This is a genomic window from Blastococcus sp. SYSU D00813 (genome assembly GCF_054050735.1).
On record NZ_JBJGZX010000030.1, the window covers coordinates 31,447 to 57,299 of the forward strand.

General features: G+C 75.5%; 28 protein-coding genes. 7 read left to right on the forward strand and 21 right to left on the reverse strand.

What is annotated here, in order from left to right:
• Nucleotides 1-62 precede the first annotated feature (62 nt).
• Entirely contained in the window at nt 63-806 is a 744-nt protein-coding gene (locus ACI8AX_RS17900) for a type 1 glutamine amidotransferase (protein WP_456551198.1), read from the reverse strand.
• Between the two features lie 126 nt (nt 807-932).
• On the opposite strand from ACI8AX_RS17900, the gene ACI8AX_RS17905 reads away from it, so the two are divergent.
• Nucleotides 933-2,789 (forward strand): hypothetical protein, encoded by a 1,857-nt coding sequence (locus ACI8AX_RS17905; RefSeq protein WP_456551199.1) that lies wholly within the window; start codon nt 933-935, stop codon nt 2,787-2,789.
• 6 nt (nt 2,790-2,795) lie between these two features.
• Here ACI8AX_RS17905 and ACI8AX_RS17910 read toward each other — a convergent pair whose 3' ends face one another.
• Nucleotides 2,796-4,592 (reverse strand): hypothetical protein, encoded by a 1,797-nt coding sequence (locus ACI8AX_RS17910; RefSeq protein WP_456551200.1) that lies wholly within the window; start codon nt 4,590-4,592, stop codon nt 2,796-2,798.
• Between the two features lie 93 nt (nt 4,593-4,685).
• Nucleotides 4,686-6,026: a type I glutamate--ammonia ligase gene (glnA, locus tag ACI8AX_RS17915; protein WP_456551201.1), complete on the reverse strand. Its 1,341-nt coding sequence runs from the start codon at nt 6,024-6,026 to the stop codon at nt 4,686-4,688.
• Nucleotides 6,027-6,225: 199 nt separating this feature from the next.
• On the opposite strand from glnA, the gene ACI8AX_RS17920 reads away from it, so the two are divergent.
• From ACI8AX_RS17920 to panB, 3 genes are read left to right on the forward strand one after another with little or no spacing between them, the layout of a single operon-like run.
• The gene (locus tag ACI8AX_RS17920) at nt 6,226-6,756 is read left to right on the forward strand and encodes a DinB family protein (protein ID WP_456551202.1); all 531 of its coding nucleotides are present in this window, start codon (nt 6,226-6,228) and stop codon (nt 6,754-6,756) included.
• Between the two features lie 56 nt (nt 6,757-6,812).
• Nucleotides 6,813-8,645 carry an NAD+ synthase gene (locus tag ACI8AX_RS17925; RefSeq protein WP_456551203.1) on the forward strand — a complete coding sequence of 611 codons (1,833 nt, stop codon included), beginning with the start codon at nt 6,813-6,815 and terminating at the stop codon, nt 8,643-8,645.
• Entirely contained in the window at nt 8,642-9,472 is an 831-nt protein-coding gene (gene panB / locus ACI8AX_RS17930) for a 3-methyl-2-oxobutanoate hydroxymethyltransferase (protein ID WP_456551204.1), read from the forward strand. Before ACI8AX_RS17925 ends, panB begins: the two co-directional genes overlap by 4 nt.
• A 117-nt stretch (nt 9,473-9,589) precedes the next feature.
• On the opposite strand, the gene ACI8AX_RS17935 is transcribed toward panB, so the two are convergent.
• The 5 genes from ACI8AX_RS17935 to ACI8AX_RS17955 all read right to left on the reverse strand — a co-directional run bounded on the left by ACI8AX_RS17935 (nt 9,590) and on the right by ACI8AX_RS17955 (nt 12,454).
• On the reverse strand, nt 9,590-10,519 hold the full coding sequence (locus ACI8AX_RS17935; protein ID WP_456551205.1) for a type IV toxin-antitoxin system AbiEi family antitoxin domain-containing protein: 930 nt from the start codon (nt 10,517-10,519) through the stop codon (nt 9,590-9,592).
• Nucleotides 10,520-10,708: 189 nt separating this feature from the next.
• A complete protein-coding gene (npdG, locus tag ACI8AX_RS17940) occupies nt 10,709-11,401 on the reverse strand; it encodes an NADPH-dependent F420 reductase (RefSeq protein ID WP_456551206.1) in 693 nt (230 codons plus the stop codon).
• Nucleotides 11,402-11,470: 69 nt separating this feature from the next.
• Entirely contained in the window at nt 11,471-11,653 is a 183-nt protein-coding gene (locus ACI8AX_RS17945) for a hypothetical protein (protein ID WP_456551207.1), read from the reverse strand.
• 62 nt (nt 11,654-11,715) lie between these two features.
• Nucleotides 11,716-11,991, reverse strand: coding sequence for a hypothetical protein (locus ACI8AX_RS17950; RefSeq protein WP_456551208.1), 276 nt, complete (start codon nt 11,989-11,991; stop codon nt 11,716-11,718).
• Nucleotides 11,984-12,454: a cupin domain-containing protein gene (locus tag ACI8AX_RS17955; protein WP_456551209.1), complete on the reverse strand. Its 471-nt coding sequence runs from the start codon at nt 12,452-12,454 to the stop codon at nt 11,984-11,986. Before ACI8AX_RS17955 ends, ACI8AX_RS17950 begins: the two co-directional genes overlap by 8 nt.
• Before the next feature lie 102 nt (nt 12,455-12,556).
• On the opposite strand from ACI8AX_RS17955, the gene ACI8AX_RS17960 reads away from it, so the two are divergent.
• Together ACI8AX_RS17960 and ACI8AX_RS17965 are read left to right on the forward strand one after the other, a co-directional pair.
• Nucleotides 12,557-13,684 carry a diguanylate cyclase domain-containing protein gene (locus tag ACI8AX_RS17960; protein ID WP_456551210.1) on the forward strand — a complete coding sequence of 376 codons (1,128 nt, stop codon included), beginning with the start codon at nt 12,557-12,559 and terminating at the stop codon, nt 13,682-13,684.
• A gap of 61 nt (nt 13,685-13,745) precedes the next feature.
• Entirely contained in the window at nt 13,746-15,080 is a 1,335-nt protein-coding gene (locus tag ACI8AX_RS17965; protein WP_456551211.1) for a M24 family metallopeptidase, read from the forward strand.
• Nucleotides 15,081-15,086: 6 nt separating this feature from the next.
• Here the strand turns inward: ACI8AX_RS17965 and ACI8AX_RS17970 are convergent, their stop codons facing one another.
• From ACI8AX_RS17970 to ACI8AX_RS17995, 6 genes are read right to left on the reverse strand one after another with little or no spacing between them, the layout of a single operon-like run.
• On the reverse strand, nt 15,087-15,521 hold the full coding sequence (locus ACI8AX_RS17970; RefSeq protein WP_456551212.1) for a ChaB family protein: 435 nt from the start codon (nt 15,519-15,521) through the stop codon (nt 15,087-15,089).
• Nucleotides 15,522-15,553: 32 nt separating this feature from the next.
• Nucleotides 15,554-16,441, reverse strand: a complete 888-nt coding sequence (locus ACI8AX_RS17975; RefSeq protein WP_456551213.1) for an alpha/beta fold hydrolase — start codon at nt 16,439-16,441, stop codon at nt 15,554-15,556.
• The gene (locus tag ACI8AX_RS17980; RefSeq protein WP_456551224.1) at nt 16,438-16,842 is read right to left on the reverse strand and encodes an acyl-CoA thioesterase; all 405 of its coding nucleotides are present in this window, start codon (nt 16,840-16,842) and stop codon (nt 16,438-16,440) included. Before ACI8AX_RS17980 ends, ACI8AX_RS17975 begins: the two co-directional genes overlap by 4 nt.
• A complete protein-coding gene (locus tag ACI8AX_RS17985; RefSeq protein ID WP_456551225.1) occupies nt 16,839-17,072 on the reverse strand; it encodes a hypothetical protein in 234 nt (77 codons plus the stop codon). The genes ACI8AX_RS17980 and ACI8AX_RS17985 overlap by 4 nt, the downstream gene beginning before the upstream one ends.
• Nucleotides 17,073-17,092: 20 nt before the next feature.
• Nucleotides 17,093-17,350 (reverse strand): DUF2795 domain-containing protein, encoded by a 258-nt coding sequence (locus ACI8AX_RS17990; protein WP_456551214.1) that lies wholly within the window; start codon nt 17,348-17,350, stop codon nt 17,093-17,095.
• Between the two features lie 43 nt (nt 17,351-17,393).
• Entirely contained in the window at nt 17,394-18,527 is a 1,134-nt protein-coding gene (locus ACI8AX_RS17995; RefSeq protein WP_456551215.1) for a baeRF2 domain-containing protein, read from the reverse strand.
• A 165-nt stretch (nt 18,528-18,692) separates the two neighbouring features.
• Between ACI8AX_RS17995 and ACI8AX_RS18000 the strand changes: the two genes are divergently transcribed.
• Entirely contained in the window at nt 18,693-19,028 is a 336-nt protein-coding gene (locus ACI8AX_RS18000; RefSeq protein ID WP_456551216.1) for a hypothetical protein, read from the forward strand.
• A gap of 95 nt (nt 19,029-19,123) precedes the next feature.
• Here ACI8AX_RS18000 and ACI8AX_RS18005 read toward each other — a convergent pair whose 3' ends face one another.
• From ACI8AX_RS18005 to ACI8AX_RS18035, 7 genes are all read right to left on the reverse strand, one after another.
• On the reverse strand, nt 19,124-20,014 hold the full coding sequence (locus ACI8AX_RS18005) for a type II secretion system F family protein (protein WP_456551217.1): 891 nt from the start codon (nt 20,012-20,014) through the stop codon (nt 19,124-19,126).
• Entirely contained in the window at nt 20,014-20,955 is a 942-nt protein-coding gene (locus ACI8AX_RS18010) for a type II secretion system F family protein (protein WP_456551218.1), read from the reverse strand. The genes ACI8AX_RS18005 and ACI8AX_RS18010 overlap by 1 nt, the downstream gene beginning before the upstream one ends.
• The gene (locus tag ACI8AX_RS18015) at nt 20,952-22,382 is read right to left on the reverse strand and encodes a CpaF family protein (RefSeq protein ID WP_456551219.1); all 1,431 of its coding nucleotides are present in this window, start codon (nt 22,380-22,382) and stop codon (nt 20,952-20,954) included. The genes ACI8AX_RS18010 and ACI8AX_RS18015 overlap by 4 nt, the downstream gene beginning before the upstream one ends.
• Before the next feature lie 67 nt (nt 22,383-22,449).
• Entirely contained in the window at nt 22,450-23,640 is a 1,191-nt protein-coding gene (locus ACI8AX_RS18020) for an AAA family ATPase (protein ID WP_456551220.1), read from the reverse strand.
• Entirely contained in the window at nt 23,637-24,386 is a 750-nt protein-coding gene (cpaB, locus tag ACI8AX_RS18025; protein ID WP_456551221.1) for a Flp pilus assembly protein CpaB, read from the reverse strand. The genes ACI8AX_RS18020 and cpaB overlap by 4 nt, the downstream gene beginning before the upstream one ends.
• Before the next feature lie 9 nt (nt 24,387-24,395).
• Nucleotides 24,396-25,358, reverse strand: coding sequence for a pilus assembly protein TadG-related protein (locus ACI8AX_RS18030; RefSeq protein ID WP_456551222.1), 963 nt, complete (start codon nt 25,356-25,358; stop codon nt 24,396-24,398).
• Nucleotides 25,346-25,735, reverse strand: a complete 390-nt coding sequence (locus tag ACI8AX_RS18035) for a TadE/TadG family type IV pilus assembly protein (RefSeq protein WP_456551223.1) — start codon at nt 25,733-25,735, stop codon at nt 25,346-25,348. Before ACI8AX_RS18035 ends, ACI8AX_RS18030 begins: the two co-directional genes overlap by 13 nt.
• Nucleotides 25,736-25,853 lie beyond the last annotated feature (118 nt).

The window sequence follows — 25,853 nt, forward strand, 5'->3', positions numbered from 1 at the left end:
GCCGGCGCCCGCCGTCCTCGTGCCGGGGCGTGCTCTGCCCGTGCGTGACCCCGCGAGCCCGGTCACGAGCGGGCCTCCGCGACCGCGCGGACGAGCTCGGCGAAGCGGGCGGCGAACGGCTTCCAGACCGCGGCGAGGTCGTCGGCGGTCGCGGCGGCGCGGGCCTCGTGCTCGGCCGGGTCGTACGGCGAGGCGGCCACCCCGACCGGGTCGCTGTCGGCCCAGGCCCGCACCGTCTGCGGCGTCGTCTCGACGTGGAACTGCAGCCCGTAGCCGTGCCGGCCGACCCGGTAGGCCTGGTTCGGGTACTGCGGGCTGCTCGCCAGCAGGACCGCGCCGGCCGGCAGCTCGCTGATCTCGTCGTGGTGCCACTGGACGACGTCCGGCGACAGCGGCAGCGGCCCGAACAGCGGGTCGTGCTCGGCGGCGTCGCGCTTGGCGACCAGCGTGGCGCCCACCTCGGGGCCCTCGACGCCGACCCGGACCCGTCCGCCGCCGGCCATCGCCAGCATCTGGGCGCCCAGGCAGACGCCCAGCACGGGGAGGTCGGCCGCCACCGCCTGCGCGAGCAGGTGCCGGACGCCGACGAGCTCCGGCGAGGTCTCGTCGTCGTCCAGGGACGACTGCGGGCCGCCCATCACCAGCAGGCCGTCGTGGCCGGTCAGGTCGGCGGGCAGCCCGTCGCCCTCCCGCACCGACCGCTCGTCGAGCTCGAGGCCCGCCTCGCGCAGCCACTCCCCCAGCCGGGCCGGCGGGTCGGTCGGGCTCGGGACGACGACGAGCAGGCGCGCGGGGCGGTCGGACACGCGTCGAGGTTAGCCGCGGACCCCCGTCCGGCCGGGAGGACGAGACCGTGCGGGACCTCGGTCGGCCGCCCTACGATCGCGCTCCTGTCCGACCGCGGCCCGCCCGTGGTGTGGAGGAGGCAGCGGATGCCGGTGGCGACCGAGGACCGGGCCACCGTGCCTGCCCCGGAGGGCCCCGCCCGGCCGTCGGCCCGCTGGGTCCGCGACGCCGCCCTGGCCCTGGTCGCCGCCCAGGTGCTCGTCCGCTGGTGGCTGGTGGCCGGGCGCGACTGGTACGGGGACGACCTCCGGATGCTGCACCTGGCCGACGTCGGCTCGCTGCTGTCGCCGTCCTACCTGGCCACCGACTACGACGGGCACTTCATGCCCGGCGCGTTCCTGCTCGCCGGGGTGGTCGAACGCCTCGGGCCGCTGGAGTGGTGGGCGGCGACCCTCGTGCTGGTCGTGCTGCAGCTGCTCGCCTCGCTGGCGCTGTGGCGCCTGCTGCGGGTCCTGCTCGGCGACCGCCCGCTGCTGCTGGTCCCGCTGGCGGTCGGCCTGTTCACCCCGCTCACGCTGGGCTCGCTCACGTGGTGGGCCGCCTCGCTGAACTCGCTGCCCCTGCAGATCGGGCTGGCGTGCTTCCTCGCCGAGGCCGTGCAGCTGGTGCGCACGGGCTCCCGCTGGTACGCGCTGCGCGCGGCCCTGGTCTACGCGGGGACCCTGCTCTTCTACCTCAAGGCGCTCCTGCTGCCGTGGATCGGCGTCGGGGTGGTCGCCGTCGTCCTGGTGACCGAGGGCACGCGGTGGCCGGTCGTCGCGGCGCTGCGCCGCGGGTGGCTGCTGTGGACCGCCGCGCTCGCCGTGACCGGCGCCTGGGCCGCCGTCTACCTCGGCACCCGGACCGACCCGCCCGTGAGCGCCGGCGGCACGGACGACGTCGTGCGCACCGTCCGGACCGGCTTCCGCGTGCTGGCCGCCGCGGTGTCCGGCGGGCCGACGGAGTGGGACACCTTCCCGGGCGCCACCCCGCTGGCGGTGCTGCAGCCGGGGGTCGTCCGGGCCGGCGCGCTGGTCGTCCTGGCCGCGGCGCTCTGGACCTGCGCGCGCCGGCGGGGTGCGGTCCTGCTCTGGCTGCTGGCGCTCGGCACCTGCGCCGCGGGACTGGTCATGGCCGCCGCCGGCCGGGGCTCGCTGGGGCTGGGCGAGGTCCTGCCGCTCGCCGGCCGCTACTACCCGGTGGAGTCCGTCCTGCTCCCCGCCGCGGGGGCGATGCTCGCGGTGCTGCCCCTCCGCGGCCGTCGCGGCACCGCGGTTGCCGGCACGGACCGCGGCCCGGTGCGCCCTCCGGTGCGCCGGGCCGCGACGGCCGTCGCCTGGACCGCGGCCACGGCGGTGTTCGTGGTCAACGCGCTGACGGCGACGGTCTCCCACGGCCGGGCCTGGGAGGACGACCGGACGGGCGCCTGGCTCGCCGCCGCGCGCGTCTCACTCGCGGCCGCGGGCCCCGCCCCGCTGCTCGACCAGCCGGCCCCCGCCGACGTGCTCGGGCCCGACTTCCACCCGCACCACGTGCTCTCGCACGCGCTGTCGCCGTTGGAGGACCGGCCGCCGTTCGCCGCCTGGACCACGGAGCTGCGGATGCTCGACGACGCCGGGGTGCTGCGGCCGGCCGAGGTCGAGCCGGTGGTGACCGTCGTCCCCGGGCCGGTGCCGGTGTGCGGCTGGTCCGTCGTCCCCGGGGCGCCCACCGCGGTCGCGCTGGACGGCCCCGTGCCCGACGCGGAGTGGACGGCCCGGTTCGGCTACGTCGCCGACCGGGACGGCACCGTCGCCGTGGGACTGCCGGCCGGGGACCCGGTGCGCGCCCCGGTCGGGGAGGGCGTCGGCGTCCTCTACCTCCGGCTCACCGGCGGCGGCGGCGAGCTGCTCGTGGCGGTGCAGACCCCGGGACTCCGGCTGTGCGTCGGGGCCGGCGTCGTGGGGGACGCCGTCCTCCGCTGACCGGCCTCAGCCCCGCTGGTCCGGCCACGGCGTGCCGACGGCGACGCCGTCCACGCACACCGTGCCCGGCGCCACGCCCGTTCCCCGCACCTCGACCGGGCCCTGCTGCCCGGTGACGACGAAGCTCGCTCGCCCCAGACCCGGCGGCAGCTCGAGCTGCTGCTGGTCCCCGCCCACCGACAGGTGCAGCGTCGCCTCCGCCCCGCTCAGGTAGGCGACCTGGAGCACCGCGAGGTCCGGGTCGCCCCCGGCCAGCTCCCCCACCCGCTGCCAGCCCTGGCCCAGCCGCCACCCGCACCCGGCCACCGGCCCGGTCGCCTGCAGCCGGGGGGCGAGGAGCTGGACCGGCCAGAGCCGGCCCTCCCCGTCGAACATGCGGACGTCGGTGCCCGGCCGGTCGAACTCCCGCTCCACCCCGAGGGTCTGCAGCAGCTCGCGCACGTCGGCGGGCTCGGGGAAGAGGTTGATCCCGAACGGCAGATCGGTGTTCAGCACGGACGCCGCCGGGTCGCCGTCGATCGCGGCGACCACGCCCTCGACGTAGTCCCGGGAGTCGCGGTGCTGCACGTCCTCGGCCAGGGCCGCGGTGGAGAACAGGCAGCTGGCCACCAGCGCGGCGACGGCGGCCAGGGGCCCGGCAGCGGACCGGGCCGCGGACCGGGCCGCGGTCGCCCGCGGCTGCGCGCCCGGGCCCGCGGGCGGCCGGGCGAACGCGGCGCAGGTCCCGATCGCGACGACCGGCAGGGCGTCGGTGAGGTACCTCGGGTCACGGACGACGTGCTCGAGGAAGTCGGCGCGCCCGACCTGCACGAGCGCGAGGTCGACGGCGACGTAGCCGCACACCAGCACCCACGCCTGCACCGCCCGCCGGCCCCGCAGCCACACGCTGACCCCGACGACGGCCAGCACGACCAGGGCCGCGAGCAGGGCGCGCCGCGACCCGACGTCCGGGAACACCGTGTTCTCCGCGCCGCCGGTCCAGGGACCGCCGAGCACCCCGGGGAGCAGCAGCCGCGAGACCGTCTCGCCGGCCGCCGACAGCGCCCGCCCCGGGTCGACGTCCAGCGACGCGGTGGAGTCCACGACGGAGAGGTACAGCGGGACGTACGCCGCCGTGAGGAGCACGTGCGGCAGCAGCAGGGCCCGGCTGCCGACCAGGAGCCGCAGCCGGGCGCCCGGCGGTTCGCCCGCCCACTCGACCAGCAGCAGGAAGGCCAGCAGCGCGGGGAGGACCAGCAGCGCCTTCTCGTAGAAGAGCAGCCCGAGCGCGTGCCCCGCGACGGCGACCGCGGTCCACCACCGCGACCCGCCGCGCAGCGCCCGGAGCAGGCCCAGCAGGGCGGTGAGCAGGGCGATGTGCAGCGGCAGCGCCTCCAGCCCGGCGGCCCACCACGTGGCGACCGGCAGGGCCAGCGGGGTGAACAGGTACCCGGCGAGGGGGACCAGCAGCCACGGGGACCGGCCGGCGACCTGCCGCAGCACCGCCAGCAGCAGGCAGGAGGCGACGAGCTGGAGGGTCAGCAGGCACAGCGCGGCCGGCAGGAACGACAGGCCGGCGTCGCGGCCGAGCAGCCAGACGACGAGGTTGAGCCCGATCTCCAGGTGCCCGTTGTGGTCCCGGACCAGGTATTCGGCGGACAGCCCCAGCTCGCGGGCCAGGAACATGTGGTGGAAGTCGTCCTGCGAGTAGTACGAGGGGACGACGACCAGGGCGCGCACGACGGTCTGCGCGACGACCAGGAGCGCGCCGGCGAGCAGCACGGGGTCCGGCCGCCGCGCCGTCCCCTTGCGATCGATCGCCACCTGCCCTCCCCGAGCGTCGCCGGGCCCGCGGAGCCTCGCACACGCGAGGCCCACGGGCACGGCCGCGACCGGGTCGGGTGACGCCGCCCGGGGTCAGAGGCCGGGCAGGTACCGCTTGAGCTCGAACGGCGTGACGTTCTGCCGGTAGGAGTTGAACTCCTCCCACTTGTTGCGGAGGAAGAACTCGAAGACGTGCTCGCCGAGGGTCTCGGCGACCAGCTCGCTGCCCTGCATCGCCGTCAGCGCCTCGCCCAGCGACACGGGCAGGTCCTCGTACCCCGCCGCGCGCCGCTCGGTGTCGGTCAGCGACCAGACGTCGTCCTCGGCCTCGGGCGGCAGCTCGTAGCCCTTCTCGATCCCGCGCAGGCCGGCGGCGAGCAGGACGGCGAAGGTGAGGTAGGGGTTGCAGGCCGAGTCCGGCGTCCGGACCTCCACCCGGGCCGACTGCGCCTTGCTCGGCTTGTAGCTGGGCAGCCGCACCATCGCCGACCGGTTGGCCCGCCCCCAGGTGGCGGCGGTGGGCGCCTCGGTGCCGGCCAGCAGCCGGCGGTAGGAGTTGACCGTCTGGTTGGTGACGGCGGTGACCTCGCGGGCATGGGCGAGCAGCCCGGCGATGAACTGCTTGCCGGTCGTCGACAGCTTCATCGGGTCGGCCGGGTCGTGGAAGGCGTTGCGGTCGCCCTCGAACAGCGACAGGTGCGTGTGCATCGCCGAGCCGGCCAGGTCGGTGAACGGCTTGGGCATGAACGTGGCGTACACGCCCTGGCCGAGCGCGACCTCCCGGACCACGTGCCGCAGGGTCATGATGTTGTCGGCCATCGACAGCGCGTCGGCGTAGCGCAGGTCGATCTCCTGCTGGCCCGGCGCGACCTCGTGGTGGCTGAACTCCACCGAGATCCCCATGGCCTCCAGCGCGAAGACCGCCTCCCGGCGGAAGTCGTGCGCCACGTTGTGCGTGGAGAGGTCGAAGTAGCCGCCGGTGTCGGCCGGCTCGGGCGGGCTGCCGTCGGTGGGCAGGTCCTTCAGCAGGAAGAACTCCACCTCGGGGTGGGTGTAGAAGGTGAAGCCCATGTCGGCGGCCTTGCCCAGCGCACGGCGCAGCACGTGCCGCGGATCGGCCCACGACGGCGACCCGTCGGGCAGCGTGATGTCGCAGAACATCCGCGCGGTGTCGCTGGCCCGGCCGGCGCGGGCGGGCATCACCTGGAACGTGCCGGGGTCGGGCTTGGCGAGCATGTCCGACTCGTAGACGCGGGCGAAGCCCTCGATCGCCGAGCCGTCGAAGCCGATGCCCTCGGCGAAGGCCGCCTCGATCTCGGCCGGCGCCACCGCCACCGCCTTGAGGTAGCCCGAGACGTCGGTGAACCACAGCCGCACGAAGCGGATGTCGCGTTCCTCGAGGGTGCGCAGGACGAACTCCTGCTGTCGGTCCATGCTGGCCATGATCCAGTCCGCTCGTTGCCCTTGTGTGAACCGCCGGGGTGTGTCGGCTCCCCCAGCCTGCCCGGTCCGCGCCGCGGGCACACGCCCCGGTACCCCGCGCGTCGGGGACGCCGGACTGAGACCGAGCTCACACCCCGGGGAGCCGGAAGGCCCTGGGGAGGCCGCCGCCGGCTCGGGAGGCTCCGAGGGCATGACCGCCGTACGCGACCTCGTCGCCGAGACCACCGACTCCCTGGCCCGTCAGCAGGCGCGCGTGGACGTCCGGCTGACCCGCGCCCTCGCCTGCGAGAGCTGGGACGCCCGCCTCTCCCCCGCCGCGCGCGCGGAGCTGCAGCGCCTCGGCCACTTCCCGGCGTACTCCGCGGAGCTCGACTGGACCCCGCGCGAGGTCGCCGGCCACCTGCGCGACAGCGCGCTGGTGTTCACCGAGCGCATCTACCGGCTGCGCACCGAGGACCGGCCGCTGCTGCCCGACTTCGTGCCCACCGACCCGGCCCGGCTGGCCGGCTACCGGGCGGTGCCGCCGGTGCAGCTGGTCGAGCACCTGCGGGCGGCCCAGGCGGCGCTGGTCCGCAGCGTGGCCGGGCTGCGGCCCGAGGAGCTGGACCGGGCCGGCGTGCACGAGACCGACGGACCCGTCACCGTGGCCGACCTCCTCGCCTTCCTCCCCGGCCACCAGCGCGACCACGCCGACCAGCTGGCGGCGCTGCTCGGCGGCTGAGTGCGTCACCCGGGACCCGCCTCGCCGCCCCCGGGAGCGCGGAGTTGGATGGGCGCGTGGGAGAACAGCTGCAGCTCAGAGTGGCCCTCGCCCAGGTGGACACCCGCGTCGGCGACGTCACCGGCAACGCCGGGCTAGTCGTCGACTGGACGGCGCGGGCGGCCGAGGCCGGCGCGCACGTCGTCGTCTTCCCCGAGATGACCCTGACCGGCTACCCGCCCGAGGACCTGGTGCTGCGCGAGTCCTTCGCCCGGGCCAGCGAGCGGGCGCTGGTGGAGCTGGCCGCCGAGCTCGGCCGCCGCGGGCTCGGGGACACCGCCGTGGTCGTCGGCTACCTGGCGCACACCGAGGGGCCCGGCCCGGCCGCCGTCGACGAGCCGCCCACGGCCGAGGAGGACCGGCCGGCCGACGCCAACCCGCGGCACGGCGCTCCGCGCAACGCGGCCGCGCTGCTGCACGGCGGCGAGGTCGTCGTCCGCTACTACAAGCGGCACCTGCCCAACTACGGGGTCTTCGACGAGGCCCGCTACTTCGTGCCCGGCACCGAGCTGCCGGTGGTCCGGCTGCACGGGGTGGACGTCGCCCTGACCATCTGCGAGGACCTGTGGGTCGAGGGCGGCCCGTGCGGGGTCGCCGGCCAGGCCGGGGTGGACGTCGTCCTCTCCCCCAACGCCTCGCCCTACGAGCGGGCCAAGGACGACCTGCGGCTGCCGCTGGTGCGCCGCCGGGCGGCCGAGGCGCGGGCCACCATCGTCTACTGCAACCAGGTGGGCGGGCAGGACGAGCTCGTCTTCGACGGCGACTCGATGGCGGTCTCCGCCGACGGCACGCTGCTGGCCCGCGCCCCGCAGTTCGTCGAGCACCTGGCGACCGTCGACCTGGCGATCGACCCGGCGTCGGTGCCCGAGCGGCGGGAGGGCCGGATCGGGCCGATGACCGTGACCCGGCACGTGGTCTCGACCGAGCCGGTGGCGCCGTTCGAGGCGCGGCCGGGGACGGTCGCCGAACCGCTGAGCGACTGCGAGGAGGTCTGGCGCGCGCTGGTCCTGGGGCTGAAGGACTTCATCGACAAGAACGGCATGCCCTCGGTCGTGCTGGGGCTGTCGGGCGGGATCGACTCGGCGGTCTGCGCCGCGCTCGCCGTCGACGCCCTGGGCGCCGACCGGGTGCACGGGGTGGGGCTGCCGTCGCGGTGGTCGACCGAGCACTCGCTGTCCGACGCCGAGGACCTGGCCCGGCGGACCGGGCTGCACTACTCCGTGGTGCCGATCAAGCCGATGGTCGACGCGTACGAGACGTCGGTGGAGCTGTCCGGCGTCGCCGCGGAGAACCTGCAGGCGCGGGTGCGGGGCACGCTGCTCATGGGGCTGTCCAACCAGCACGGGCACCTGCTCCTGACCACCGGGAACAAGAGCGAGGTCGCCGTCGGCTACTCGACGCTGTACGGCGACTCCGCCGGCGGCTTCGCGCCGATCAAGGACGTGCCCAAGACCCTGGTGTGGGAGCTGGCCCGCTGGCGCAACGCGTACGCCCGCGACCGCGGCGAGACCGAGCCCATCCCGCAGAACTCGATCGACAAGCCGCCGTCGGCCGAGCTCGCGCCCGGGCAGGTCGACACCGACTCGCTGCCCTCCTACGAGGAGCTCGACGCGGTGGTCGCCGACTACGTCGACCGCGACCTCGGCATGGCCCAGCTGCTCGAGCGCGGGCACGATCCCGAGGTCGTGGCGCGGGTGCTGCGGCTGGTCGACGCCGCGGAGTTCAAGCGCCGGCAGTCGGCCCCCGGCACCAAGATCAGCCTCAAGGCGTTCGGCCGGGACCGCCGGCTGCCGATCACCAACCGCTGGCGGGAGACCCTGCCGACCGTCCGCGAGGGAGCCCAGGCATGACCGAGTCGCCGCTGTACGGGGGGACGTCGACCGCGCGGGTGCGCGTCCACCACCTCCAGCAGGCCAAGGAGCGCGGCGAGAAGTGGGCGATGCTCACCGCCTACGACACCGTCAGCGCGTCGGTGTTCGAGGAGGCCGGCATCCCGGTGCTGCTCGTCGGCGATTCGGCGGGCAACGTCGTGCTCGGGCACACCTCCACCGTGCCGGTGACCGTCGAGGACATCCTGCTGCTCACCAAGGCCGTGACCCGCTCCACCTCGCGGGTGCTGGTCGTGGCCGACATGCCCTTCGGCAGCTACGAGGCCGGCCCGCAGCAGGCGCTGGAGAACGCCTTCCGGCTGATGAAGGAGGGCGGGGCGCAGGCGGTCAAGCTCGAGGGCGGGGTGCGGGTGGCCGCGCAGATCCGGGCGCTGGTCGACGCGGGGATCCCGGTCATGGCGCACATCGGGTTCACCCCGCAGAGCGAGCACGCCCTGGGCGGGTTCCGGGTGCAGGGCCGCGGCGCCGGCGCCGAGCAGCTGCGCGCCGACGCGCACGCGGTCGAGGAGGCCGGCGCGTTCTCCGTCGTCCTGGAGATGGTGCCCGCCGCGATCGCCGGCGAGGTGACCAAGGAGCTGCGGATCCCGACGATCGGCATCGGCGCGGGCGTCGACACCGACGCGCAGGTGCTGGTGTGGCCCGACATGGCCGGGTTCACCGGCGGGCGGGTGCCGCGCTTCGTCAAGAAGTACGCCGACCTGCGCGCCGAGCTGCTGCGCGCGGCCCGGGAGTACGCCGACGACGTCCGCGGCGGCACCTTCCCCGGCCCCGAGCACTCCTTCGAGTAGTCCCCGGTTCCCGGCCCCACTCTGCGGCGCCCGCCCGCCCCCACTCTGCGGGCGGTCTCGGGACGTTGCCGGCGGGATCGGACCCGCAACGTCCGGACACGCCGGCAGAGTCCCGTGTCAGGCGCGGCGGCGACGACCTCGTTCCAGGGCGCGGTGGACGCGCGGGCCGAGGACCTGCGGGGTCAGCTCGCGCCAGATCCAGCGGACGACGCCCAGGTCCCGGTCGCGGATGGCGTCCTCGCGGAGCTTCTCGTCGAAGACGGCGTCGCCGGGGTCCTGACCGGGCCGGAGCAACCCGCCGTACTTGACGCGGCCGTCGAACTCCCCGACCACCCGCTCGTCCTCCCACGCGAAGTCCGCGCGGCCCAGGCTGGTGCCCGCGGCGTCGGACACCTCGTACTGGATCGTCGACGGCATCATCCCGAGGTGGTGCAGGAGCACCCGGCTGCGGCTCTCGCCGACGCTCTCGCTGCGGCCGTCGGCGAACCGGACGGCGCGCGTGGCGGACCGGACCCCGGGCACCCGGCCCAGCTCGGCCAGCCCCTCCGCCAGCCGCACCGGGTCGAGCCGACGGCGGTGCAGTGCCGCGTCGAGAGTCACGACCGCCGCCTCGAACGGGAGGGTGCGGGCCAGGTCGAGGACGGTGCGCACGACGCCGGTCACGGCCACGCCGTCCACGACCACGACGTCGTCCTCGCGCAACCGGGCGACGTGGCAGTGCAGGGCACGGCCGACCTCCGCCGTCGCCGGCGGGATGCGGGTGACGTGCACCCGGCCCAGCGGGACACCCCACAGCGGCAGGCCGTGGACGACGGCCGCGGACTGGTGGCTCACCACGGCCGGCCGGCGGAGTGCTGCGAGAGTGGCGTCGACCAGCCGGCGGTGCCGTCGTCCGGCGTCCCGGGCGACGTCGGGCGGGACGTACGCACCAGGACGGAGCCGCGTCAGCTCACCGCGACGGATGCGCCTGTCCAGCTCCTCGTCCGACCAGCCCTCGGCGAGGGCGGCGCGGCGCAGGACGAGCTCGGACGGCTCCCAGGTCTCCATGGCCCGACCATCGCCCGCGCTCCGTGGCGAGGGGGCGCCACGGCGCCGACGGGGGACGGCCGCGCAGCGTGTGGACGGCCACTGTGCCGGTGGTCTCCGCACTCTGCCGGCGGGATCACACCGGCGGAGTGCGGACGTCGCCCGCAGAGTGCCCGGCGCGGCGGCGCGGCGGTCGCGCGGGCGGACGGGTCAGACGTCGGTGATGCGGACGCCGGCGTGCGCCTTGTAGCGGCGGTTGACCGACACGAGGTTGATCGTCAGGGCCTCGACCTGGAACGCGTTGCGCAGCCGGCCGGCGTAGATGCCGCGCATGCCCGGCAGCCGGCCGGCCAGCGCCTGCACCAGGTCGGTGGAGGCGCGGTCGTCGCCGACCACCATCACGTCGCCGTCGAGGGTGGGCTTCGAGAGGTCCTCGAGCAGGACGGCGGAGAGGTGGTGGAACGCCCCGACCACGTGCGAGTCGGGCAGCAGCCCGGCCGCCTGCTGGGCCACGGAACCCTCCGGCACCTCGAGCACGTAGGCGCCGAGCTCGTCGAAGCCCATCGGCACCACGCAGTCGACGACGACCTTGCCCGCCAGCGGCTCGGCCAGTTCCGCCAGCGTCGCGGCGTGCCCGGCGAACGGCACGGCGACGATCACCAGGTCCGCGGCGCCGGCGACGTCGGCGTTCCCGCCGCCCCGCACCGAGGCCTCCAGCCCGCCGGCGGTCGACGCGCGCTCGGCGACCTGGGTGGCGACCTCCGCGGCGCGGTCGCCGTCCCGCGAGCCGAGCAGCACCCGCTGCCCGGCGGCGGCCAGCCGCACGGCCAGGCCCCGCCCCTGCGGTCCGGTGCCCCCGAGCACCCCGACGACCAGTTCCTCCACGGCGCGTCCGTCCGACACGGTGCCTCCTCGCGACCCCGGACCCTCCGGCGCCCCCGGCCGATCATGCCGGGGGCGGTGAGGGGTCGTTCAGTCGCCCTCCCAGGCGCGGTCCTCCCGGGAGAGCTTCTCCTCCCGCTCGGCGACCGACTGCAGCGCGTGCTCGGCCTCCTGGCGGGTCGCGTACGGCCCGAGCCGGTGCCGCTCGGCGCAGCCGTCGCGGTCCTCCACGGTGTGGTGCTTGAGGCAGTAGAACCACGGACCCTCGGCCACGGACACCTCCATCTCGACGGCTCCCCGGAGCGGGAGCACCCCCTGCAACGGACCGTAGGACCTCAGCCCTTCCCGCGCCGGTCCTCCACCGGCCCGGGACGGTTCCCCGTGTAGTCCCACAGCGACACCAGGCCGATGCCGAGGCGCACCTGCAGGTCCTCGGTCAGCTCGACCGACTCGTCGGGCTCGGTGGCCTCCTCGGAGTCCGGCCCGAACGCCGCCGCCATCTCCGCCCGGTGGGCGGCGGTGTCGCGCAGCACGTAGCGGGGGCCGTCGTCCGTGGCCTCCACGACCACGGTCACCCGGTCGTTGAGCAGGTAGGCCTGCGGCTCAGACATCGACCATGACCTGGTCGTGCCGGGCGTAGAAGGCGGTCATCTCCTCCGGGCTCGGCGTCCGCCCGCTGCGGCGCAACTCGGCCATCTCGGCGAAGAAGGCCTCCCGGGCGATGCCCGGCGTGAACAGGATCAGGAAGGTCGCCGGCTCGTCGGAGTCGTTGCGGAAGCCGTGCACGCCGCGCTCGTGGGCCAGCGCGAAGTCCCCCGCCCGGCACGCCTGCCACCGGTCGCCGGCGAAGAGCGTGAGCTCGCCGGAGACGACGTAGAAGGACTCGGAGAACGTCTGGTGGTAGTGCGGGTCGGCGCCGCGGCTGTGCGGGGCCAGCCGGTACTCCACCAGCCCGAAGCGGCCGGCGGTGACCTTGCCGGGCGCGACCATGCGCAGGGCCGACGAGCCGGCCTCCCGCAGCGGGTGGTCGGCGAGGGTGCGGACGTCGACGAGGGCGGGGTCCAGGTGCGTCACCCCTCCAGCCTGGCCCCCGGTCAGGTGTCCTGCCCACCCGGTCGTGCGTCCCCGGCGACGGCGGCGTCCCGATCCGTCGGAGCCGTGCGGCATCCTGCACCGGTGCGAGGACGACGGGGCGCGGGGGCGTCGACGACCACAGCGGGGCCGGCGCGTGCCGACACCCGGATAGCGGCCCTGACCATCGCGGTGCTGCTGCTCAGCGGGGCCCTGATGGGCTCGGTCAACCTGCTGGTCGACGGCGTGATCCGGGAGGGCGCCCCGCGGGGGGTGTACGCCGCCACGATGGCGCTGCTGGTGGCCGTGGCGGTGCCGCTGGCGATCGGGCAGCGCACGGGGCGCTGGACGGTCTTCGGCCTGGTCCTGCTCGGTGACCTCGTCTACCTGGTGGTGGCGCTGTCGATCACCGACCCGGCTCGCTACGCGACACCGCTGATGATGCTCCTGGCCGCCTTCGTCGCGGCCTGGTTCCTCGACGGCTGGATGCTGGGCCTGCACCTGGTCGTCACGCCGGCGGTCCTGACCGGGGCGCTGTGGGGCAACTACGACAGCGTCAGCGGCCTGGTCGTGCAGGTCTGCGTCAACGCCGCGGTGCTCGACCTGGCCGCGGCCGGCGTCTACCTGCTGCGCCGGCGGGTCCAGCGGCTGCTGGCGGCGACCCAGCAGCTGTCCCTGCACGACCCGCTCACCGGGCTGAGCAACCGCCGCCACCTGGAGGAGCAGGCCGGCCGCGTCTGGCGGCAGGCCCGCCGCGAGGGCAGCCGGGTGGTCGCCCTGGTGCTCGACCTCGACCACTTCAAGCAGCTCAACGACACCCACGGGCACGCCGCCGGCGACGCCGTCCTGCGGGCCGTCGCCGCGGCGCTGTCGGCGAGCGTCCGCCCCGCCGACGTGCTGGCCCGGCTCGGCGGCGAGGAGCTCGCCGTGCTGGGCGTGGTCGGGGACGCGGCCGAGGCCAACCGGCTGGCCGAGCGGCTACGCGCCGCGGTCGCCGCCGCGCGCACCGACGACGGGCACGCGGTCACCGCCTCGATCGGCATCGCGCTGGTCCGCCCGGCCGACGGCGAGGACGCGACCGACGGGCTGTGGCGGCTGATCGACGGCGCGGACGCCGCCATGTACCAGGCCAAGCAGGCCGGCCGGGACCGCGTCGCCGCGATCCTCACGCCGCGTCCGCGCAGCGCGCCGGCCCGCACGACCGCCCCGGAGCCGGAGGCGCAGGCGGGCTGACCGGTTGCGGGACCTCGCCGTCCGGAAGGTGCGTTCGGCGGTTGTCTGCTTCCCTGTCTGCGTGGTCCTCGTCCGCACACCCGGGGTATCGCTCCAGGTCGCCGACCCGACGCGGGTGGTGCCGCTCCCGCTGCGGGAGCAGGCCGACGTCCGCGACCGGTGGCTGACCGAGCGGCTGCTCGACGTGCTGCCCGGGCTGATGGACGACGCCGGCATCGACCTCTGGCTGGTGGTCGGGCGCGAGAACGCGGAGGACCCGGTGCTCGGCACGTTGCTGCCCGCCACCTGGCTGTCGGCACGCCGCCGCACGATCCTGGTGCTGCACCGCAGCGACGACGGGGTCACCCCGGTCGCGGTCTCCCGCTACCCGGTCGGCCAGTTCCTGCCGGCGTGGTCGGACGACGAGCTGCCCGGCCTGCCCTACGAGTGCTCGCAGTGGGCCGCGGTGCGCCGGTTCGTCGAGCAGGCCGCGCCGCGGGCGATCGGGGTCGACGTCTCCGGGGCCTTCGCGGCCGCCGACGGGCTCTCGCACTCCGATCACGGCCTGCTCCTGGCGGCGCTCGGGCCGTGGGCCGACCGGCTGGTCCCCGCCGAGCCGCTCGCCGTCCGGTGGCTGGAGACGCGGCTGCCCGAGGAGACGGCGGTGCTGCGGGCCCTGGGCACCCGGCTGCAGGAGGTCGTCGGCGAGGCCTTCTCCCCCGCCGTCCTCCGGGTCGGCGAGACCACCGCCGCCGACCTGGCCTGGTGGCTGCGGCAGCGGCTCACCGATCTGGGCCTGGCCCCGTGGTTCCACCCCGTCGTCGACCTGCAGCGCGCGGGGGCGCCGCCGGCCGCCGAGCGCGGCACCCTGCTCCCGGCCGTGCCCTACGACGAGCCCGTCGCCCCCGGCGACCTGGTGCACTGCGACGTCGGCGCCACGACCCTCGGCCTGTCCGGTGACCTGCAGCGGACCGCCTACGTGCTGCGCACGGGCGAGGCGGCCGCGCCGGCGGGGCTGGCGCGGGCGTTCGCCCTGGGCACGCGGCTGCAGGACCTCACCACGGCGCAGATGCTGCCGGGTCGCACCGGTGACGAGGTGCTGGCCGCGACCCGGGCGGCGGCCGCGGCGGAGGGCATCGAGGGCGAGGTGTACTCGCACCCGATCGGGGTGCACGGGCACGGCGCCGGGCCGGCGATCGGGCTGTGGGACGAGCAGGACGGCGTCCCGGGGTCCGGCGCCGCCGTCCTGCACCCGGACACCGCGTTCGCCCTCGAGCTGTGCGTCCGCGCGCCGGTGCCCGAGTGGGGCGGGCAGGGCGTGCGGATGGGGCTGGAGGAGGGCGTCGTCCTCACCGCGGCGGGCGTGGAGTACCTCGGTGGCCGGCAGGAGGAGCTGCTGCTGGTCCCCACCGGCTGACCGGGCCTACTTCTTCTTCTTGCGGGCCTTCGCCGTCTCCTTGGTGTTCGCCTTCTGGATGGCGTCGACCAGTTCCTTCTTCTTCATCTTCGTGCGGCCGGAGATGTCCAACTCCTTGGCCAGCTCCAGCAGGTGGGCCTTGGGGGCGTTGGCGTCGACGCCGCCCTTGGTCTTTTTCTCGGTGTCCCGGCCGCCGGCGGCCTGCGCGTCGGAGGGGCCCTTCTTGCCGCCCGCCTTGGGCTGCCAGTGGTCGCCGACCTTCTCGTGGGTGTGCTTGACCGCCGCCCACGCGGTCTGGTTCGCGCGGCGCTCGTCGTCGTAGGAGTCCATCGCCGAGTCGTGGGCCTTGGCGAAGGTCCGCTGCGCCTTGGCGTCGGAGCGCTGCAGGGTGCTGGGGAGCTCGCTCTTCTTCGCCTTGCCGGCCTTGGTCGTCTTGGGCATGCCCGTGCCGTACCCCGGGTCGAGCCCCGCGATCACATGTCACCCAGGAAGGGGACGAGCGCGGCGACCAGGGCGTCCGGCGCCTCCTCGGCGACGTGGTGGCCGCTGTCGACCGGCCCGCCGCCGCGCAGGTCGTCGGTCCAGTGCGCCCAGATCGCGCGCGGGTCGCCGTGCAGCTCCTCGAGGTCGTCCCGGGCCGACCACAGCACGAGGGTCGGGCAGCGCACCCGCCGGCCGGCCGCGCGGTCGGCCTCCTCGTGGGCGCGGTCGACGGTGAGCCCGGCGCGGTAGTCCTCGAGCATCGCCCGCACCGTGTCGGGGTCCCGGACGGCGGCGACGACGTCGGCGTGGTTCTCCTCCCCCATCGCCTCCGCCGCGCCCGGGACGTCGAGCCCGTACCAGGCCACCGGGTCGGCACCGATGGCGCGCTCGGGCTTCTCCGGCTGGGCGAGGAAGAACCAGTGCCACCAGGCCGTGGCGAACCGCGCGTCGGCACGGTCGAGGTGCTCGACGATCGGGATGCAGTCGACCACCGCGAGGTGGCTGACCGCGGCGGGGTGGTCGAGCGCCAGGCGCAGCGCCACGTAGCTGCCCCGGTCGTGCCCGACGACGGCGAAGCGCTCGTGGCCCAGGGCGTGCATCAGCGCCAGCACGTCACCGGCCACCGCCCGCTTGGACTGCTGCCGGTGGTCGGGCTCCGGGGGCGGCGCCGTGGACCGGCCGTAGCCCCGCATGTCCGGGCAGACCACCGTGTGCCCGGCCGCGGCGAGCAGCGGCGCGACCCGGTGCCAGGTGGTGTGCGTGCGGGGGTGCCCGTGCAGGAGGACGACGGGCGGGCCCTCGCCGCCGACGCGCACCCGCAGGGTCACGTCGCCGGCGACGGCCACCCGGCGCTCCGCGAACCCGCTGGAGGACGTCACGCCTGGAAGCCGCTCCAGTACGCGCGCTCGGCCTCGGTCAGCGGCCGGCTCGCGTCGGTGGCGAAGTCGAAGAGCACGAGGACGGCGTCGGCCCGGATCGCCACCTCGCCGTCCTGCTCCAGCTCCTGCCGGACGGTGAGCGACTTCGTGCCCAGCCGCAGCACCCGGCTGCGGACGCACAGCCGCTCGCCCAGCCGGTAGCGCAGCTGACGCAGGTAGTCGACCTCGAGCCGGGCCAGGATGACGTCCGGCTCGCGGCCGTCCGCCGTCCCGGGGCTGCCGGCGGCCATCGCCAGCCGCGCGTCCTCCAGCGGGCCGAGCGCGCGGGCGTGGTTCACGTGCCCGTACGCGTCGGCGTCGCCCCAGCGCAGCTGGACCTCGTGCTCGTGCGGCCCGCTCAGGGCAGGTCCGCCGTCTCCTCGGAGCTGCGGTGGGCGCCCTGGGCGTCGTCGGGGTCGGTGTTGACCGTCCGCTCCTCCGACTCCGCGAGGATCACCTCGGCGGCGACCTCGGCCATCCCGCGGTCGCCGTCCGCGGCGCCGACCGACTGCTCCTCCGGGAGGAGCTGCGAGCGGGTGCGGACGTTGTCCTCCGTGACGTTCGCCAGCGCCTCCGGGCTGGGCTCCTTCATCGTGACCACGTCGTCCTCCTTCAGAACCGCTGCTGCTCGGTGCCCAGGCCCAGGGCCTCGGCGACCTCCTGCACGTTGCCGAACGTCTGCCCGGCCGGCAGCCGCTGCAGCTCGCCCAGCACCCGGTCGGGGGCGTTGCCCTCCTGCGCCTTGGCGAGCAGGGCGTCGCGGTCGGCGGGCCACACCTCCTTGCCGAGCGCCTCGGCGATGGCGGCGCGCCGCTCGATGCTGCCCTGGTCGGTGCCGGGCGAGGTCGCGGACTGATGCGGGTCGGTCACGGGGTCTCCTGGGTCCGGGGGGTACGGGTCGGGGGTGTGCCGGTCACTGCGGCGAGGGCGTGGAGTCGTCGGTGTAGCGGAGGATCGCCGCCACCGGGATGTCGCCGGGCATGGCCGACCGCGGGACGACGACGACGGCGGCCGAGCTGGCCACGGCGGCGGCCAGCAGCGCCCGCTCGGCCGGTACCCGGTGCGCCTCCTGGCTGCCCAGCGCGTCGATGTCGCCCTGGCTGACGCCGAGCTCGAGCGGCGAGCCGCCGACCAGCAGCTGCTCGTCGTCGGGCCGGTCGGCCAGCACGAGGGTCTCGACCTGGCCCTTGCGCAGCGCCTCGACGACCGACGCCGTCCCGGTGACCGCGAGCCCGTGCGCGCCGGCCGAGGCGATCTTCTCGACGGTCTCGGCCTCCTCGTGGGCCTCGTGCTCCGCGACGAGCTCGGCGGTGCGGCGCTCGACCGGCTCGCGGTCGGCGCCGGCGGCCCGGCCGCCCTCGTCCATCGAGACGATCAGGTCGTTCCACAGCTCGCTGGCCCGGTCGCTGAGGATCTGCCGCGCGCGCACGTCGCCGGCCAGCAGCACGAAGCGGGGCGAGAGCCGCCGCACCATCGAGCTGATGGTCTGCCCGACCTGCTCGGCGTTGTGGATCCACTTGTTCTCGGCGTTGTGCTGGTACCGGTGGTGGGCCCAGCCGCCGCCCTGGAACTTGCGGATCTGGAAGCTGTCGCCCTCGACCTGCTCCTCCTCGACGACCTGCCCGGGCAGCGCGAGGAAGGAGATGTCGGCGCCGACCCGGTCGACGATCGCGACGACGTGCGGCACCCGGCCGGGCAGCTGGCGCAGGACCGGCAGGAGGTCCGGGTAGGGCGACCACTCGGCGACCTCCGTCCGCGGCGCGTCGGCCAGGGCCTGGTCGAGGACGACGCTGCCGTCGGCGGCCACGACCAGCGCCCGGCCCCGGAGGGTGGCGACCTCGCCGCCGTCGTTGGCCTCCAGCAGCCGGCTGCGGACCGCCTCGACGACGGCCTCGGGCGCGCCCTGCTCCGTCAGCCGCTCGGCGACGGCCCGGACGCGGAGGTCGAGCTCCGTGTCGGCGTTCTCGGTCGTGTGGGTGACGTCGGCGCAGACCGTGGCGAAGGGCCCGCTCGCGGCGAACACCTGCTGCAGGAAGGACACGTCCATGACGGTGGGGCAACTCCTCGGTCGAGCTCGTGCAGGCGCCGCGGGGGCTGGGCGGCGCGAACTGTCGTGACCGCCGCCTACCCACCGACCCCCGCCTCACACCCGGCCCCGACACCCGCACCGGACACGGTGTCGGAACGCGGGGGCAGGGGTAGCGGGTGCGGCATGACCCAGCACGACGAGCTGCCGATCCCGGACTACGACCACCTCCAGACGGGGACGCTGGTCTCCCGCATCCGCACCCTGGACGCCACGGGTCTCGAGACGCTCCTGGCCTACGAGCGGGGGCACGCCAACCGCATCCAGGTGGTGACGGCGATGCAGCACCGGCTCAAGGGACTGCAGGAGGGCGCGCAGCCCTCCGGCGGCGACCCGGCCGCCACGGGCTCCGACGACCCGGTGGCCGCGAGCACCGGCTCGAAGGTGTCGGAGGCGACCAGCGGCCCGCCGGTGAACCCGCCGTCCCAGGGCGACCCCACCAACCCCGCCCAGCCGCGATGACCCCGCCGGCCTGACCGCCGGCCCACCTCCTCGACGGGTTCTGCACGCTCGTCGCCGTCAGCGGCCGGTGGCGACGAGCGTGCAGAACCCGACGCTCAGAAGTTGCGCATCATCTCCATGGCCGTGGGGCCGAGCAGGACGATGAACAGCGTCGGGAGGATGCACAGGATCAGCGGGAAGATGACCTTCACCGGGATCTGCATCGCCTTCTCCTCGGCCCGCTGCCGCCGCTTGAGCCGCATCTCCTGCGCCTGGGTGCGCAGCACGTCGGCGATCGAGACGCCGTAGGCGTCGGCCTGCACGATGGCCCGGATGAAGCGCGACAGGTCGTCGACGCCGGTGCGCTGCGCGAGGTCGAGGTAGGCGTCGCGGCGCGGGCGGCCGACGCCGATGTCCTGCAGCGTCCGCACCAGCTCCTCGGCCAGCGGGCCCCGGCCGTTGCGCCCGGCACGGGCGAGCGCGGACTCGAAGCCCAGGCCCGCCTCGACCGCGATGGTCATTTGGTCGAGGGTGTCGGCCAGCTCGCGGGCGATCTCCTCGCGCCGCTCCTGCGCGCGGCTGACCAGCAGCAGCTCCGGCACGAAGTACGCCACCACCGTGGCGACGAGCATGACGACGACGACCAGCGGCTGCGCGCCCGCGGCCAGCACCACCAGGAACAGGACGACGGCGATCGACGCGAGCACCAGCTTGGCCGCGACCACCCGGCCGACCGGCCACTCGGCGGGACGCCCGGCGCCACCGAGCAGCCGGTCGATGCGGGCGAACGTGCTCCGCGGCGTCAGGAGGCGGACGAGCCGCCGGCCGGCCGACGGGCGCGCGCGCCCCCCGGGCCCGGCCGCGTCGGGGGCGAGGCCGCGGGCGAGGTTGTCCCGGGCGGCGACCGTCGCCGCCGCGGGGCGGGCGAGCAGCGACCAGCCCAGCAGCGGCAGCGCGAGGGCGACCGCGACGGCGGCGGCCAGGACGGGGATCGGCAGCGTGTCCATCAGAACCTGATGCTCACGGTCTTCTTGAGCCAGACGGCGCCGGCGGTCAGCAGGACCGCGATCACGGCGATCATGACGTAGCCGGCGGTCGACTCGGTGAAGCGGCCCAGGTACCCCGGGTTGGTCAGCGCGATGAACCCGCCGACGCCGAAGGGCAGCGTCATGAGCACGATCGCCGACAGCTTCCCCTCCGCCGACAGCGCCTTCACCTGGCGGCGCAGGGCGTTGCGCTCGCGGATGGTGTGCCCGACGACGTCGAGCACCTCGGCCAGGTTGCCGCCGACCTCGCGGTGGATCGCGATGGCCTGGGCGACCCAGCGGAAGTCGTCGCTGTCCACCCGGGCGGAGACCTCGTCCAGCGCCTCCACCAGGTCCCGGCCCACCCGGGTCTCGTTGACGATCCGGGCGAACTCCACCGAGGTGGGCGCGGCGGCCTCGACGGCGACGGAGTCGACCGCGCGCAGCAGGCTGTGCCCGGCGCGCAGGCTGCTGGCCATGAGCTGCAGCGAGTCGTCGAGCTGGTCGGCGAAGGCCGACTGCCGGCGGCTGGTCCGCAGCGCGATGGACAGCCGGACGCCCAGCGGGGCGGCGAGGGCCAACAGCACCGCCAGCAGCGGCCCGCCGGCCACGGCGCCCAGCACCCCGAGCACCAGCGCGGCCAGGCCGGTGAGCAGCACGAGGTCGGGCAGCCGGACGGCCAGCCCCGCCCGCTCGAGCGCGAGCACCCCGGCGGCCATCCGCCCGCGGCGCACCAGCGCCCGCTGCACCGCCGCGCCGGCGGCGAGGCCGGCCCCGGCCAGCGCCGAGGCGGGCGCGGGCACCGTCGGGTCCAGCCGGGACAGCGGCACCCGCGCCGCACCGGCCGGGACGACGGCGAGCGCCAGCAGCACGAGCGCTCCTCCGGCCGCGGCCAGCCCGACGACGAGCAGTGCCGCGCTCACGACGCCCACCCGCGGCCGCGGACCGGCTCCGGCACGCCGAAGACGCGCGGGGACAGCGTGATGCCGAGCTCGGCGAACCGGTCGGAGAAGCGGGGCCGCACGCCGGTCGGCACCGGCCGGCCGAGGAACCGGCCGGCCGCGTCGACGCCCGCCGAGTAGTCGAACAGGAACGCGTCCTGCAGGGTGACCGTCTCCCCCTCCATGCCCTGCACCTCGGTGACGTGGGTGACCCGGCGGGTGCCGTCGCGCAGCCGGGTGAGCTGGACGACGACGTCGACCGCGGAGGCGATCTGCTCGCGGATGGCGCGCAGCGGCAGGTCCATGCCGGCCATGAGCACGAGCGTCTCCAGGCGGGCGACCGCGTCGCGCGGGGAGTTCGCGTGCACGGTGGACAGCGACCCGTCGTGGCCGGTGTTCATCGCCTGGAGCATGTCCAGGCTCTCGCCGCCGCGGCACTCGCCGACCACGATCCTGTCGGGCCGCATGCGCAGCGAGTTGCGCACCAGGTCGCGGATGGTGACCGCGCCGCGGCCCTCGATGTTGGGCGGGCGGGACTCCAGCCGCACCACGTGGTCCTGCTGGAGCTGCAGCTCCACGGCGTCCTCGATGGTGACGATCCGCTCGTCCTCGGGGATGAACGAGGACAGCACGTTGAGCAGCGTCGTCTTCCCGGTGCCGGTGCCGCCGGAGACGATGACGTTGAGCCGTGCCTCCACGCAGGCGTGCAGCAGCTCGGCCATCTCCGGGGTGAGGGTGCCGAAGCCGATCAGGTCGTCGACGGTGAACGGGTCCCGGGAGAACTTGCGGATGGTCAGCGTCGAGCCGCTGAAGGCCAGCGGCGGGATGATCGCGTTGACGCGGGAGCCGTCGGCCAGGCGGGCGTCGACCAGCGGCGAGGACTCGTCGATCCGCCGTCCCACCCGGGAGACGATCCGGTCGATGACCCGGCGCAGGTGCTCCTCGGAGGTGAACCGGGAGCCGGTGCGGACCAGCTTGCCGCCCTGCTCGACGTAGATCATCTCCGGCCCGTTGACCATGATCTCGCTGACGGTGTCGTCGTCGAGCAGGCGCTGCAGCGGGCCGAAGCCCAGCACGTCGTCGGCGAGCTCGGCGGTCAGCCGGGCCCGCTCGTCGGCCGACAGCGGGACGCGCTCCTCCTCGACCACCTCGTCGAGCTCGCCGAGGACGATCGCGCGCAGCTGGTCCTCGGCCAGGCTCGGGTCGTTCATCCGGCTGCCCATCCGCTCGAACAGCGCCTTGGCGACGCGGTCCTTGAGCCGGGCCAGGGCGTCGACCGGCGGCGGGGCGGCCGGCTGCGGGCGCGGCACCGCCCGCGGCGCGGGGACGGGGACGCCGGCGGGCGCGTCGGGCTCCGGCAGGGCGTGCCGGCCCCGGCCCGCGGCGGAGAGGCGGTCGGCGAGGTTCACGAGGCCCTCCGTCCGGTCGGAGTCGCTCGAGTGCGCGGAACGCGCTCGAGCGACTCCGCACGGGTGGTCACGACGCCGCCCGGTGCTTGGCCCGGTACCGGCCCGGGCGGACGATCGGCGTGGCGGCGAAGCGCGCCACCAGTCGGCGCAGCTCCTTGGTCATCGGGTCGCGGACGCCGCTCTGCAGCAGCGGCACGCCCTGGTTGGTGGACACGGGCACGGCGGCCGAGCGGGGCAGGACGACGTCCACCCCGGTGCCGATCGCCGTCTCCACGTCGCGCACCGACAGCCCGTTCTTCGGGTCGGCGAAGTTCATGACCACGTGCCGGCCGGCCGGGATCATGCACAGCTCGCGGAGCACGTCGAGCTCCTTGCGCAGCCCGCGGACGCCGGGCACGTCCATCGAGCTCAGCATCACCACGTCGGTGGCGCGGTCGAGCGCGGCCAGGGTCTGCTCGGACAGGCCCGGGGCGGTGTCGACGACGACGTAGCGGAACTCGCGGGCCAGCGCGGCGAGCAGCCGGCTGACGTCGTCGGCGGTCACCCGGTCGCCGGCGGCCGGGGACTCGGCGCCGCAGACCGCGTACAGGCCGGTCGGGTGCTGGGTGAGGAAGGTCTTGAGGACCATCGTGTCCTCGCTGGCCGGGCCGTGGACGGCGTCGGGCAGCGTGTGGTCCGGCGTCAGGCCGAGGGCGTAGGCCACGTCGCCGAACTGGACGTCGAGGTCGACCAGCACGGTCGACTGCGGCGCCGCCGCGGTGAGCCCGACGGCCAGGTTGGTGGCGACGGTGGTCTTGCCGACGCCGCCCTTGGGCGAGGCGACGGTCAGCACCCGCCCGGTGTAGCGGGCGGTCTCCTCGACCGGGCGCAGCACGCGGCGGCGTCCGGTCGCCGCCGCCCCGGCCCGGTCGATCGCCGTCCGCAGCTCGGCCGGGCCGGCCGCGGGCGACACCAGGTCGCGGATGCCGGCCCGCATGGCGGCCTGCCACAGCTCCGGTCCGGGGTCGGCGACCAGGACGACGCTGATGCCGGGGCACTGGACGTCGAGCCGCTGGGCCAGGCCGAGGACCTCGACGGCAGGGGCGTCCGGGCCGACGACCAGCACCTCGGGCAGCTCGCCGTCGACCAGCTGCTCGAACAGCCGCGCGGGGTCGGCGGGGAGCCGGCCGGGCGGCAGCTCGTGCACGTCGCCGTCGGCGGCGGCACGGACCCGGGCGGCGAGCTCCGGGTCGGCGGCGGCGAGCACGACGCGGCTCATCGGGGCGCCACCGGCTCGCCGTAGACGTTGCCCTGGGTCAGCACCTGGGTGCCGCCGACGTCGGCGCCCTCCGGCTCGAGCGAGAGCCACAGGGTGCCGTGCTCCTGGCCGAAGACGATCTGCTCGGCGTCCCGGGCGACCACCGCGAGGGTCACCATGAGCGCGGTGGCCCCGCCGGGGTCGGCCCCGCCGGACGCCGCCTGGGTCCCCTCCTCGCCCGCGGTCGTCGCCCCCTGCACGCGGGTGACCAGGACGAAGTGCTGCACGGCGTGCGTGGTCACCGTGCCGTCCTGGAACCGCAGCGAGAGGAAGACGCCGACGGTGTCGCCGGCGAGGAGGCGGCCGCCGACCACCCGCTGGGGCTCGAGCAGCACGCTGACCTCCTGCATGCCCTCGGGGACGGGGACGGTGCCCGGCGTCGCCAGCTGCTCGGGGTCGACGAACCGGGACGCGAGCAGCTGCTCGCCCGGCTGCAGGTCGACCTCGGCGACCTGTCCGCGCAGCTGGGCCAGGTCGGTGACCCGCCCGTCGACGGCGGTCTTGGCCGGCACCAGCGTGGTGCGCACGAGGTCGTCGAGCTCGTCGCCCGGCGTGCCGGCCGGGACCGGCTGGTCCACGACGAGCACCTCGACGGACTCCACACCCTCGAGGGCGCGCTCGTCGGCGTCGCGGACGTACGCGACGAGCACCACCGCACCGACGGCGGCGAGCAGCAGGGCGGCCAGGGCGGCCAGCAGTCGTCTCACTCAGGACACCTATCGGATGAGGCGGAGGATCTCCGCGCCCAGGTCGGGCGCGGTCGGGGAGGTCGTGAAGTCGTCGGAGAGCTCCACCCAGCGGGTGAAGTAGCCGGAGATGCACCGGTCGTTGCCGCTGCACGGGCGCGGCGTGGTGCCGAACTGGCCGCCGAGGAAGTAGCCGGTGATGCGGAAGGCCGCGTAGCCGTAGACGTGGTACCAGGCGTTGCTGCCCGTGCCGCCGAACTCGTCGAAGATCGGCAGCAGCACCGTGCGCCCCACGAGCGCCGAGAAGTCCGCCGGCGCGCAGTCCGACGACGGGGTGTTGCCCGTCGAGGAGTAGGACCTGCCGTTGACCGCGCTGGTGGCGCGGCAGTGGCCCGGGTCGGTCACCAGGTAGCCGAAGCCGCCCGGGACGATGTTGCGCGAGGGCCCGGTGCAGTCGACGGTGCCCGAGGTCTTGGTCAGCCGGATGGTCCGCACCGTCGTCCCCGAGGGCAGGCCTCCCCCGGTCTGCTGGGCGAACTCGCACCAGGAGAAGGTCAACGGCAGCCGCGCCGTCCCGGCGTTCGGCGCGCCCCACGTGACGGTCGCGCTGGCGGTGACCTGGGTGGCGTCGTAGCCGAGCACCGGCGCGAACCAGTGCTCGGTCGGCCGGTTGCCGGTCACCGTGACGCTGGTCGGGTTGCTGGTCAGCACCGGCGGGGCGGCGTCGGCGCCCGCGTCGTTGGCCGCGACGAGGGCGTCGGCCGTCGCCTGCATGTCCCCGCACGCGCCCCGGGCGCAGTCCTGGGCGACGGCGAGGGCGGCGGCGTCGGCGGCCACCTGCAGGCGGGCCCGCTCGGCGTAGACGGCGCCGACGTCCACGGCGATGGCGGCGAAGCCCATGATGGGCACCAGCAGGAGGGAGACCAGGACGGCCGCGGCGCCGCGCTCGTCGCCGGCCGGCAGGCGGCGCAGCCGGGCGGTCAGCCGCCGCATCGCATGACCCCGGTGCCGGAGAGGTCGACCGTGGCGCCGAACAGGCCGGTCATCAGCGGCAGGTCGTAGTCGATGGTGAGCCGCACCGTCGTCGTGCCGGCCCCCGTGGGGCAGGTGGCGGGCGTGATGGTGATCTGGGCGTTCGTGAGCGCCGGGTCCAGCGAGGAGGCGGCGGAGCGGACGGCGGCGCGGGCGGCGGCGGGGTCGTTCTGCAGCGCCATCACCCGCACGCCCTCGCGGGCGGCGGCCGAGAGCGTGCCCGAGACCTGGAAGCCGCGGCCGAACTCGACGATGCCGAGCACCACCAGCACCAGCAGCGGCAGGACCAGCGCGAACTCGACGGCGCTGGCGCCGCGCTCCTCCCGGAGTCGTGCCATGGGTGTCCCTCCCTCCTGTGGATCCGTTGCGGCCGGCGCGGCGGCCCGGGGGACGGCGACCCCCCGGGACTCCCGGATCGGCTTGCCGTTGTCCAGCGACTCCAGGACGGCGAACTCC